The sequence below is a fragment of the Enterococcus sp. DIV0876 genome (assembly GCF_050529585.1).
Classification (GTDB): domain Bacteria; phylum Bacillota; class Bacilli; order Lactobacillales; family Enterococcaceae; genus Enterococcus_D.
The window spans coordinates 1,089,637-1,101,420 of the sequence record NZ_CP172882.1 but is presented as its reverse complement, the minus strand read 5'-3'; the positions used below and the strand labels follow the sequence as shown (position 1 = coordinate 1,101,420).

General features: G+C 39.8%; 10 protein-coding genes. 5 read left to right on the top strand and 5 right to left on the bottom strand.

Annotated elements, in window-relative coordinates; genetic code table 11:
* Positions 1 to 9 precede the first annotated feature (9 nt).
* The 3 genes from IGI41_RS05105 to IGI41_RS05095 form a co-directional block, all read right to left on the bottom strand.
* Positions 10 to 1,902, bottom strand: a complete 1,893-nt coding sequence (locus tag IGI41_RS05105) for a beta-glucoside-specific PTS transporter subunit IIABC (RefSeq protein ID WP_430611871.1) — start codon at positions 1,900 to 1,902, stop codon at positions 10 to 12.
* 156 nt (positions 1,903 to 2,058) lie between these two features.
* Positions 2,059 to 2,901, bottom strand: a complete 843-nt coding sequence (locus tag IGI41_RS05100) for a PRD domain-containing protein (RefSeq protein ID WP_430611869.1) — start codon at positions 2,899 to 2,901, stop codon at positions 2,059 to 2,061.
* Between the two features lie 633 nt (positions 2,902 to 3,534).
* A complete protein-coding gene (locus IGI41_RS05095; protein ID WP_430611867.1) occupies positions 3,535 to 5,340 on the bottom strand; it encodes an ABC transporter substrate-binding protein in 1,806 nt (601 codons plus the stop codon).
* 373 nt (positions 5,341 to 5,713) lie between these two features.
* Between IGI41_RS05095 and IGI41_RS05090 the strand changes: the two genes are divergently transcribed.
* The 5 genes from IGI41_RS05090 to IGI41_RS05070 all read left to right on the top strand — a co-directional run bounded on the left by IGI41_RS05090 (position 5,714) and on the right by IGI41_RS05070 (position 10,546).
* Positions 5,714 to 7,015 carry a DUF1576 domain-containing protein gene (locus IGI41_RS05090; RefSeq protein ID WP_430611865.1) on the top strand — a complete coding sequence of 434 codons (1,302 nt, stop codon included), beginning with the start codon at positions 5,714 to 5,716 and terminating at the stop codon, positions 7,013 to 7,015.
* Positions 7,008 to 7,370, top strand: coding sequence for a hypothetical protein (locus IGI41_RS05085; RefSeq protein WP_430611863.1), 363 nt, complete (start codon positions 7,008 to 7,010; stop codon positions 7,368 to 7,370). Before IGI41_RS05090 ends, IGI41_RS05085 begins: the two co-directional genes overlap by 8 nt.
* A gap of 238 nt (positions 7,371 to 7,608) precedes the next feature.
* Positions 7,609 to 7,971 carry a YxeA family protein gene (locus IGI41_RS05080; protein ID WP_430611861.1) on the top strand — a complete coding sequence of 121 codons (363 nt, stop codon included), beginning with the start codon at positions 7,609 to 7,611 and terminating at the stop codon, positions 7,969 to 7,971.
* Positions 7,972 to 7,978: 7 nt separating this feature from the next.
* Positions 7,979 to 8,731, top strand: coding sequence for an ABC transporter ATP-binding protein (locus IGI41_RS05075; RefSeq protein ID WP_430611859.1), 753 nt, complete (start codon positions 7,979 to 7,981; stop codon positions 8,729 to 8,731).
* A gap of 12 nt (positions 8,732 to 8,743) precedes the next feature.
* Positions 8,744 to 10,546, top strand: a complete 1,803-nt coding sequence (locus IGI41_RS05070; RefSeq protein WP_430611857.1) for an ABC transporter permease — start codon at positions 8,744 to 8,746, stop codon at positions 10,544 to 10,546.
* A 54-nt stretch (positions 10,547 to 10,600) separates the two neighbouring features.
* Here the strand turns inward: IGI41_RS05070 and IGI41_RS05065 are convergent, their stop codons facing one another.
* Both IGI41_RS05065 and IGI41_RS05060 read right to left on the bottom strand, forming a co-directional pair.
* Positions 10,601 to 11,095 (bottom strand): signal peptidase I, encoded by a 495-nt coding sequence (locus IGI41_RS05065; RefSeq protein ID WP_430611855.1) that lies wholly within the window; start codon positions 11,093 to 11,095, stop codon positions 10,601 to 10,603.
* Positions 11,092 to 11,760, bottom strand: coding sequence for a hypothetical protein (locus IGI41_RS05060; RefSeq protein WP_430611853.1), 669 nt, complete (start codon positions 11,758 to 11,760; stop codon positions 11,092 to 11,094). The genes IGI41_RS05065 and IGI41_RS05060 overlap by 4 nt, the downstream gene beginning before the upstream one ends.
* Positions 11,761 to 11,784: the final 24 nt, after the last annotated feature.

The window sequence follows — 11,784 nt, the reverse complement described above, 5'->3', positions numbered from 1 at the left end:
GTCCTTCATTTATTTTACAACTTCAATCAAATTGTCATTTGCTGATACATCGGTCGCCTCTGTAGCTAAAACCGTCGTGTAATCATTTGTATTGGTCACAATAACTGGTGTCAATAATGAATAACCTGCAGAACGAATCGCATCCGAATCAAATGAAATCAATTTTTGGCCTGCTTTGACTTTATCCCCTTGGTTGATATAAGCAGTAAAATGATTGCCTTCCAGTTCAACGGTATTCATACCGATATGGATCAATAATTCAGTCCCCTCTTCGGTAACTAAGCCGATTGCGTGTTTTGTTGGAAACAAAATTTTTACTTCAGCATCGGCTGGTGCTGTGATTTCTCCGTTGGCTGGCTCAATCGCGATTCCTTTCCCCATGGCACCGGATGAGAAAACTTTATCTTCCACATCTTTCAAAGCCACAACATGACCAGAAACTGGACTTTTGATCGTTTCGTCTTTTACCAGGGCAGAAACTGTACGTGTAGACGTTGCTGGTTTGACTGGCACATCAACAGGTGTATCAATATCTGCATACAATGTAGGTACTTTTAGCATCATCATGATCACAAATGAAGCGACAATTGCTAATACCGTACCGATTGCCAAATGGATCACGCTATGAAAGCTGCCTGTTGCCGGATCAATATAAGCTGGGTACAAGAAGATACCCATACCACCCATTGCATAGCCCGTTACGTTGAAAATCGATAAGTACACGCCAACCAAGCCCGAAACGATACAAGAAACGATAAATGGTGTTTTCATTGGTAATGTATACCCATAAATAGCTGGTTCAGTGACGCCAAAGATGGATGAGATCAAAGCAGGCATCGTTCCTTGTTTGACTTTTGGTTCTTTGGTCTTCAACCAGATAGCTGCTAAGACACCTGTTTGTGTGAAACAAGGCAAAACTGCTGCTGTCAAGATGATCGACTGGCCATTTTGTGCCATATCCATGATTGCCAAAGGTACAAGTCCCCAGTGTAAACCAAACATCACCAATACTTGCCATAAAGCACCTAATGCAAAGCCATAAACGATTGGGCTGAAATCATAGACTGCTTGGAAAGCAACACCGATCCAGTTTGACGCTGTGTTGGCAACTGGTCCGACAACGAAGAATGTCAATGGGACTGTGATCAAAATCGTTACGAAGGGTACAACGAACATTTTCACGACATCTGGTGTGATTTTCCGCATATATTGTTCGATTTTTGATGCGACAAAAATTGCTAAAATGACCGGTAAGACACTATTGAAGTATCCGCCAGCTGGCAGGGTCAAAGTCAAACCAAATACTTTACTGGCTGCCGCGACACTGTCAGCCAAGCCTGGATAGACCATGGCCCCTGCAATTGCCAAAGCGGTATAGATATTCATCTTAAATTTACGAGCAGCTGTGACAGCAAGGATCATTGGCAAATATTGGAATAATCCATCCCCTAACGTGTTCATCACAACATAAATACCATTAGTCGCATCCATCCCTGTTGCAGCTAGCAATGCCGTGATTCCTTTCAAAATACCTGCTGCTGCTAATGGCCCTAAGAAAGGTTGGAACAAACTGGAAATAACATCAATAAAGCGATCAAACAAACTTCCTTTCGGGCCATCACCTTCGTCCACGTCAACAGTGCCGCCGTCTGCTAGACCACCAACTTTTAGGACTTCGTCATAAACATCAGGCACATGATTTCCGATGACGACTTGGTATTGCCCGCCGGCTTTGACAACCGTCACAACCCCATCGCGTTTTTGCAAGTAGTTTGTATCTGCTTTACTTTCATCTTTTAAGTGAAAACGAAGTCTTGTGACACAGTGCTTCACCGATGAAACATTTTCTTTGCCGCCAACGTGCGCCAAAATATCTTGGGCTAATTCAGTATATTTTGCCATTTTCATTACTCCTTTAAATTTTAGATAATAAAAAAGACCAGCCTATTTACAACTTATCTATACAGACAGACATTCCAAAAAAGAATGTTATCTTTAGACATATTGTAAGAAAGTGCAGGTCTTGCCAGCCGAACTGTAACGAATCCATTTATTTTCTTATGATATCTTTGAGTGAGCAGCTAGATTGCCGATATGGAGGATCAAATACATCAATTCCATATCATTCACTAGCCACTTTTTTTGTTCATATAAATATTCTTTGATTGAATCTGCGGTTTCTTTTTCCTTAGGATAGCTGCTGAAGGCCAGCGCGATCATTGGATTGGTCATCACTGGTTCATCGGTTCCCTGACTTTGACGAATCAAATAATAGCGAATGTGGGTCACGAACCGTTGGAAGTAAGATGAATTCTCATCATATTCAATGTTCATACTGTACTTGACGATTCTTAAAATATTGTTTGTCAGTTCTGTGTGTTCGAAGGCACTTTGATTGGTACTTTTTTCTATCTCCGCATTCACGAAATGCAATGTGATAAAGGCAGCTTCCTCTTGCGAAAAATCTGGGTATAGTTCTTGGCGAATCAAATCCACCGCCTGCAAACTAACTGCATACTCTTTGGCATAGATTTTCTTGATTTCCCAATGCATAGGATTGGTCAAGACAATGTCTTGCTTTTGTCTGCTGATCGCAAATAAGATATGATCCATTAATGTGAAATATACATTCGGATTGAAATCGGTTTCAATGCTGTCGCGAAAGATTCGGACGATTTCATATATCACTGCCATTTGTTTTTCGTTGGCTTTGGTCATGACTTTCGACATGTGCTCTACGGTCAAGTCATCTTCTGGATAATACTTTTTTTCAATTGTTTCTGTCGGGATCCAATCACCAGGTTTTGTTTGAAAACCGATGCCTTTTCCCATGAGGATCACTTCGATTTCATCTTCTTTCGAGAGTACGACATTGTTGTTGATCCTTTTGACTATCTTCACGAACAATCCTCCTTAATCAGCACATCTCGCAAGAAAAACGCATTCATTCTTAACGTATGCCGAAGGTTTCTGTCCTGAGCCCATTCCTTATGCACTTAAGCATCTATTTCACAACAAAGTAACCTGCGATGTTGCGCCATGGATATTTATTTGAATCTTACATAAATACCATCAATGTCCTTCATGCATTTCAAATGATCGAAGAACGGCTCCAACCTACTAATGAAAAATATTCCTTTTTATGCTCCCCTTTCTAGCTCCAGTGATGCAGCCAAGATTATCCCTTACTTTGGAACCGGTTCTTTTCTTATTTATAAAAATGTTGAATAAAAAAAGAAGACCAAAGCAAAAAAGTGTCCAACCCCGAGATTATTTCTCGTAGGTAAGCAATGCACTTTTTTCCTCTGGTCTTGCCTGCCGAACAGTAACGAATCCAGTTATCAGAACACTCTCGCGCTCTGTTGAGATTATATTACTCAATCTGAAAGAGAATGTCAATACTTTTTGTAAACGTTTTTAATTTTCTTTGGACAGCTAGACCAATTCAATCTTTAAAACCCAAAAAATGATTGGAAAAAAAAGAAGCATGAGTAAGCCCATGCTTCTTTTTTGTAATTTGTTACCAATAAACGCCTATTCCCGTTCCTCAGCAGTCACACCTACTGCTGCCCATGGATTATGGTCAACATCATAGGCCCAAGAAAAGTTCGCTACTCGATCAGAGATTGGCAGAATTTGATTGCGGTATAACGTTGGGAACGCAAAAGCTTCTTCAAAGGCATATGCTTGCCATGCATCGAATGCTTCTTTGCGTTTTGCTTCATCGAAAGAAGCATTCGAATCAATCGCCGCTAATAAGCGGGTATTCTCTTCGGATTCATACCGTGTATAGTTAAAGGCTGAATTTGGCCCCCATAAACTAGTCGGTGAAGGATCAGATCCTGTCCCCCAAGCGGCTTGATAGACATCGATCTCTGGATCATCATTTTTTAGTCGATCATAGAAAGCTTGAAAATCGATCAATCGTCCTGTTGTATATTCTACATTCAAACCAACTTCTTGCCACTGTTGTAAGTAATAATCTGCTAACGGTTGCGCTGTTTCGCCGCCAGACATTGAAGCAAAATTGATCGTTAATGGGTCGCCGTTAGGATCTTCACGGAAGCCGTCTCCATCTACATCCAAATAACCTGCATCATCCAACAACTGGTTTGCTTTGTCCGTATTCAATGCATAGCCTTCGATCGTTGTATCATGCAGTGAACCAAACACAGGTGGAATCAATGTAGTGCCGCGTGAGCGAAGACCATGATAGAACCGCTCGCCAATGGCGTCATTATCGATTGCATAGGCCATTGCTTGGCGCAATTGTTTATTGGCCATTTTAGACTCAGGATCATAGTCTACACTTCCTGATTCCTCGTCCCAAGTACCTAAGTTAAACCCAATGTAGGTATAGGATTGCTCAGGTCTGCCAAGCATTTGATATCCATCCATATCTTTATACGTGTCAAAGGTATCCGTCGGCATTTTGATCGCCATATCATAATGTTTTGCCAATAACGCTTCATTGATTGAAGCAGATGGCACCGCCCGAAAAACCAACTTATCAAGCGCAGGCTCTTCCCCATAATAATATTCATTTGGCAGGTACTCCACCGATTCACCAGGTACGATATTCGACATCACATAAGGACCGAAACCGATTGGGTTCTTACGCACAGGGTCACTAGATTCCATGTCTTTGACTTCGATCCCATCAAAGGTGTGCTTTGCCAATGCTGAGTGATAGACACCCCCGCCTTGTTGCATCATGCCGGGATGAACTTCTTTGTATTCGATTTGAACAACTTTATCACTGATTGCAGTAATCCCTGAAATCGTGTCTGACTCACCTGCATTGTATGCCTCCATACCAATGATGTTGGTAAAGTTATTGTCATAGCGAATACCGGTATAATCAGCATGACCGATCACTTCATACGAAAAAATCACATCTTCAGCTGTCACATCAACACCGTCTGACCATTTCAATTCATCCCTCAAAGTAATCGTCGCAGTTTTGTTCTCTTCATCTAGAACCAAATCTGCCGGTCCGCCATCAACGATCATAAAATCATCATTCTTTAAAAACAAATATTCATGGCTCGGCTCTAGAAAATCACGGTCATAACTATCTTGATAAAATTCCCATTGAAATAAGCCTTGAAACTGCGTATCCATCACAACAGCAACTTCTAATGTGCCACCATCTATCAGTTCAGCCTCATTCGATGTACTGACAGGAAAATCCAGTCCTTCATTTTCCTCAGCTACATTGCTTGTGCTTGTAGTTTCTGTGCCACCATCGTTTCCTGTACCAGCATTGTTTCCTGTGCCACATGCACCCAATAAAAGCGTTGCGCATAAAGTAACTACACCAAATATTTTTTTCTTCATTGAGATCCTCCTTATTCGATCCATTCAATCATTCACACCCCGTATTCCCATTAAAAGCGCAGATAGCTGCATCTAAATGATGAAATGATGAGAATAACCTAAAGATACTTAATGAATTATAACAATTATCAGCGTTTCTTTTAATTCAACATTTTCCTCGATTGGTGAAAATATTGAATGAAAGAGAAAAAGACTGCGTTGCCTATTCTTCTTTCTCCATCATGATTTATCCGATTCATTTGCTCATATCAAACCGACTGGTGCTTATCGCAGATATATCCTCTTGCAAGCTCAACTGAATAGTCATTTTTTTGTTATACCTGCTATTCTCGCCAAAGGGAGTATGATACCATGATAGATAAGGAGGGTTAAAATGGCAGAAAAAAAAGTGATATTACAGACAACCTCGAAAGCATTTGCGCCAATTTCACAACTTTTGACACAGCGTATTTTATTGGTATACAGTTGTATCTTGATTATTCTCGGTTGTCTATCTTCCCCTAAAGAGTTGGTTTCTGGATCTTTGAATATTTTAGGCTCTCCAAGCAATCTGATTTCCGATTATTTTGCAATTGGCAATCTTGGAAGCGCCTTTTTAAATAGTGGTCTCTTGATGCTGGTGACCATTTTGATTGCCAAAAAGCAAGGGACAGTTATTACAGGTCCGATAATTGCTGCGTTTCTTACACTTTCCGGCTTTTCTTTTTTTGGCAAGAACTTATTTAACTCTATTCCCATTCCATTAGGTGTATCATTGTACGCGTATATACAGCAACGTCCCTTCAACCAATATCTGTTGGTCGCCTTATTTGGCAGTGCAGCATCACCAGTGATCAGTTATCTTGCTTTTGGCTTGGGTCTCCCTATTCCTATTGGTATATTGATAGGTTACTTGATCGGTATAGGGTTAGGCTTGATCTTGCCACCTTTAGCTGCTCAATTCTTGCAATTCCACCAGGGTTTTTCTCTTTACAACATTGGCTTTGCCACAGGGATTGTCACGATGTTTTTCACAAGTTTTTTGCGTCTCTTCGGCCAAGAAGTTCATCCCCAAAGCGAGTTGACCACTCAATACCATTTATTTTTATCAATATTTATTGCTATCATTTGCTGTCTGCTTTTCATTACTGGATACATTTTAAATGGGCGATCCTTAACTGGATACTCAGAGTTGTTGAAAACCTCAGGAAAACTAATGACTGATTTTGTCACTATATATGGACTTGGCTTAACAATGATCAATATGGCATTAATGGGCTTTTTGATGTTGGCTCTTGTTTTGGGCCTTCAAGGTCAATTGTCTGGTCCACTATTGGGTGCTATACTAACAGTTATCGGTTTTGGCGCTTTTGGGAATCATCTCAAGAATAGTATCCCTATCCTCATTGGTGTAGTGGTTGCGTCAAAATTGGGGCTGACTGCTGAAATATCAACATTCAATTTGCTTTTGACTGCTATTTTTGGGACAAGTTTAGCACCGATCAGTGGCTATTATGGAGGGATTGCTGGAATCATTGCAGGGATCACCCATGCAGCTTTAGTCACAAATATCACTTACTTGCACGGCGGATTGAACTTATACAATAACGGTTTTTCTAGTGGATTTGTCGCAGCTGCCCTGGTGCCATTATTAGATGAATTGAAACAATTAAAAAGGCGGAAAAAGAATGATTGAAAAAGAACGCGCACGTCGCATTGCAGATGAGGTCGTCACCTACTTCCTCTCTCATGACTGTACCCAAATCACCAGTCAAATGTCCTTCGAAAAAACCGGTTTTAGCGCAAAAGTTTGTGGGCCTTGCCCTAAACGGCCAACGGATTTGGAGCACTTTATCGAAATGCTCAACACACCTCGAGACATCACCTTAGAAAATTACTATGTGGAATTACTGGGTGGTCATCAAACGATTCATGAAGAAAAAGACTATTATTTATTGGGCTTGATGATCGATGAAGCGACCATCGTCTTTGAAGATGATTTTTTGACTGTTCACCTCTTTCGCAAAAAATACGGTCGTGAAAATGAATGATTCCTGACAAAAAACTGATATGTACTGTCCCTCTTTAAGCCGAGGCAAACAGTTCATATCAGTTTTTTCTTCTATATTATAGAAGTAGGATCAGGTATCTTTGATGCGCATCGAAATCGATTGCTATTTTTTGTTCATTCTTGTGACAAAACTGAAAGTTGATTGATAGATTTTTCCCACTACTTTTCAGAAAATCAGCGCTATACTTTCAATATAATCTAAATTGAGGTGACACACGATGAAAAAAATATTGATTGGCTTAGGTGTTGCAATTCTCATTATTTTTGGAGGATTACAAATCGCCCAAAAAATGATCATGGGTGGTGAGAGCTACTATGTCCAAATCACAACCAATGGTGAAAAAGGCACATCACAAGATAGCAATGGTACAACCATGAATAAATACGATTATGATTTGACCGGCTACAATGAAGATGGCGACAGTAAAGACTTAGCATTTACTGCTTATCGAGACCGCCCATTACGTAAAGAAGCCTATCTGAAAATCACTTGGAATGAAAAAAAAGGCGTTACAGGCTATGAAGAAGTTCAAGAATCAGACATACCTGCAGATGCATTGAATCAATTAAAAGGAGCGTAACGAAACAATGGAAAAAATCATTCAAGCACATGAATTAACCAAAACCTATGGGAAAAGCAATGAAAAACAGACCCAAGCCTTAAAGGGAGTCACCTTTGATATTGAAAAAGGTGAATTTATCGGCATCATGGGTGCTTCTGGATCTGGAAAGTCCACTTTATTGAATATCCTGTCAACACTTGATCATCCAAGTACTGGTACGATCCAAATCAACAAGAATGACATCACCAAACTAAAGGGCAACGCGCTTGCAGATTTTCGCAGTCGAGAAATTGGCTTTATTTTCCAAGATTTCAATTTACTTGAAAATCTAACAGCATCAGAAAATATTGCAGTTCCTTTATCTTTACAAGGAGTCAAACCTAAGGCAATCAAACAACGGATCAAGCAAATCGCACAACGGCTATCGATCAGCCACATTTTAGACAAATACCCATCAGAAATCTCTGGGGGGCAAAAACAACGGGTGGCAGCTGCCCGTGCGCTGATTACAGAACCCACGATTTTGTTTGCAGATGAACCAACAGGTGCCTTAGATTCTAAAAGTGCCAAAGATTTGTTGGATATGATGGATGACTTGAACACCAACGACCAAGTATCGATCTTATTGGTTACCCATGATCCATTATCCGCCAGCTATTGTCAAAAAATACTATTTATCAAAGATGGTATCATCCACCAAGAAGTCAAACGAAATGACCAAAGCCGAGAAGAGTTTTACCGACAAATCCTTGTCATACTTGGCAACTTGGAACAATAAGGAGGAACCAGCATGCTTTGGAAATTATCACTTACTGGGATTAAGGGCCGGATGAAAGATTATATAGTCTTATTTTCTGGTCTGGTTATGGCCTCAGCAATCTTCTATATGTTTGAAACAATGGCTAGCAACGAAGCCTTTTTAACCAAAAATTCGATTCTTGGCATGATCGTTATCATTTTTCATTTTGGTTCGGTTTTGCTTGGTATCATCACATTTTTCTATATCTTGTATGCCAATTCTTTTTTGATGGCCATGCGGCAACGAGATTATGCGATGTTTATGATGCTTGGTGCAAAAGGACGCAAAATCGCCCAAATGATTTTCATTGAAACTTTTATGGTTGGGATTGCGGCTACGATCATAGGCTCCATTGCCGGTATTGGACTGGCCCATGGTGTCAATGCGCTGCTTCTTAACCGATTGAATCTGCAAATCACACATTACGCCGCATTTAGTGGAAAAGCATTATTGATTACCTTGATTTTCTTTGCCATTCTTTTCTTGGTTGCTGCGCTTTTCAATGCTTCAGCAATCACTAAGAAATCGATACTTGAGTTGTTACGAGAAACGAGCACCCCTGCCCGTTTGAAACAACGACCAATTTGGTTGATTTTACAAGCTGTTGCTGGTCTTTGTTCACTGGCTTTTGGCTACTATATGATGAGCGACCTAATGAAGTTCCAACTGATTGGTATCGGCGCTGCCTTAGTTACGATCGTGCTAGGTACCTATTTGGTCTTTCGCTCCGTGATCATCACGATCTTGTTGCTGCTAAAAGGGACAGATCAAATCGCAATGAAGAAATTAAACAATTTTACGTTCTCACAATTAAGTTTCCGTATTCGGGACTACACACAAATGCTTTCGATGGCAGCAATGCTGTTTGCATTAGCTTTAGGTGCATTGACCGTTGGCCTTGGCTTCAAGAATGAAATTCCAATTATGGCAAAATCAGTTGCCCCGTATGATTTGATTTTGAATAATGCACAAGATGTAGATGACCAATCGATCAATGATTTAGATCCAACATTAGATGTCCAATATCGCATGAAAGAAACGGATGATGCCGTCTATTATGATAAGGAACAATTCAATCAACAAAATCTTTTGACCCAAAATTATAATGAACGTGGCATGACTGTCCATTATAGTCAATTATCTGGTGACCTATTAGCAGATGATCTATCTGCCCAAGACCAATTACGCAAATACGAAATTATGGAACAACGCAGCAAGGAAATCCGGGTTGTCTCCACAAGTGAATTTGATGCCATTACCGCACCAGAAACCAGTCTGCGTGTGATCCAAGTAGCTGATTTTGAAAAGGACTATGCTGCATTGCGCGCATTAGCCGAATCCAATCAATCAGCCAATACCGCAGAAACAATTGAGATGAACTTTACCCAGCGAGTCTTTGTTTATGACACGTATAATGGGATGTTCTCAGGTTTTGAGTTCATGGGCTTCTTCTTAGGTATCGCCTTCTTGACCATGTTGGCAAGCTGTTTAATGTTCAAAATCTTATCCGGTGCCAACAATGATATCACGCGTTACAATATGTTGCGAAAAATCGGTACCCGAACTTCTTTACTCAAACAATCAATTAGAAAAGAAATTGGTGTGCTCTTTTTGGCACCAGGTATTTTGGGCATGATCCATGTATTGTTCGGACTAAAAATGTTCAGTACATTGATGATCAACCCTTACGATAAGTTGTGGATTCCTTTTGGTATTTTTATCGCATTATATGCTGTCTATTATTTGTTGACAGTTTGGTTGTATACCAATATCGTGTTGAATAAACGACAATAAAACAAAGGGGGGATTGGCGATGCAGAGTTAACACTCTGCTTTGCCGATCCCCCTTTACTCATGTTTGAAAAGAATCAAAAATGCGATTCTTACTGCGATCAAGCCCAAAACAACTGCAAAAATCAGTGGATTTTGCATCCAGATCATCACATGTCCTACATACGGAATATGCAATGTCAAAGTACCTATATATTTATCCGCTGTCACTTGCTTCATATCATTTACGGTATTGTGATCGCCTCTTGTCTGAAAACCTGCCGCAGTTTGAGAAATAATACGATGCGTTACCATCATTCCATCATCTTCGAATGTAATGATTTCTCCGGCGTGCAACTGGTCAAAATCTTCTGCTCGAACAACAACATAATCCCCCACCAATAAGGTTGGTGCCATACTACCACTAATCACAGTATAGCCTTTAAAGCCGAACATGCCATTTCCTTCTGGTTTAGAAAAAAAATTTAGTACTGCCAATAATAAAACGGCCCCCACAATAAGCAGGCCGCAAAGAGACCAAATGATACGAAAAAATATGTTTAATTTATTCAAGATAGCTCCTCAACTTTAATTAATTGATTTTTTTTCGTTGAATTATATAAATAACGACCCCATTTACTTGATATGAACACACGACTTTCATAGCTCGATAATCCATTGTCATCCTGGATTTTTTCTACAAATGCTGGCAATGCGGCCAGAAACTCTTCTGGTCGCTGATCATTGATAACAGAAAGGTCATAACGAACTGTCTTTGATACTAAGCCAACTTGACCAGTACTATCAATTTGAAACACATCCTGAGAAATGTCTGGTTGCATGACTAGTAAAAGGTATTGTTCCTTTAATAGCAAATACATTTTTTTCTTTAAAATGGCAATCGATACACTTTCTAAAACAGTTGAATGGTTTTGACTTTGTGTATCAAACTTAGTTAGGTTAGATAGTTTTAGCAATTGTGGAGAACAGGCTGTCTTAGCCATATGTTTTGCCTCATTCAAAAAAGCCTCTTTGGTCATGGGATCTGAATAAGTAGTCGGAACAAAAAAATCCTTTTGAAAAATATCATCTTTTATTTCATCTTTGATGATAGCCGTTGACAGCAAATGCTGATTATCCGCATGTCTCTCGTTCATATGTACTTTAAAAAAATAAAAGAAACTTGTGACAGCAGTAAATAACAACATACTAATAACTATTTTATATTCTCTTCTCACCCAACACTTCGCTACTTTCTGCAA

Coding starts and splice junctions, on each gene's coding strand:
- IGI41_RS05075 (WP_430611859.1), top strand. CDS start 7,979: ATGGAAAAAATCATTCAAGCACATGAATTAACCAAAACCTATGGGAAA.
- IGI41_RS05095 (WP_430611867.1), bottom strand. CDS start 5,340: ATGAAGAAAAAAATATTTGGTGTAGTTACTTTATGCGCAACGCTTTTA.
- IGI41_RS05090 (WP_430611865.1), top strand. CDS start 5,714: ATGGCAGAAAAAAAAGTGATATTACAGACAACCTCGAAAGCATTTGCG.
- IGI41_RS05080 (WP_430611861.1), top strand. CDS start 7,609: ATGAAAAAAATATTGATTGGCTTAGGTGTTGCAATTCTCATTATTTTT.
- IGI41_RS05105 (WP_430611871.1), bottom strand. CDS start 1,902: ATGGCAAAATATACTGAATTAGCCCAAGATATTTTGGCGCACGTTGGC.
- IGI41_RS05070 (WP_430611857.1), top strand. CDS start 8,744: ATGCTTTGGAAATTATCACTTACTGGGATTAAGGGCCGGATGAAAGAT.
- IGI41_RS05085 (WP_430611863.1), top strand. CDS start 7,008: ATGATTGAAAAAGAACGCGCACGTCGCATTGCAGATGAGGTCGTCACC.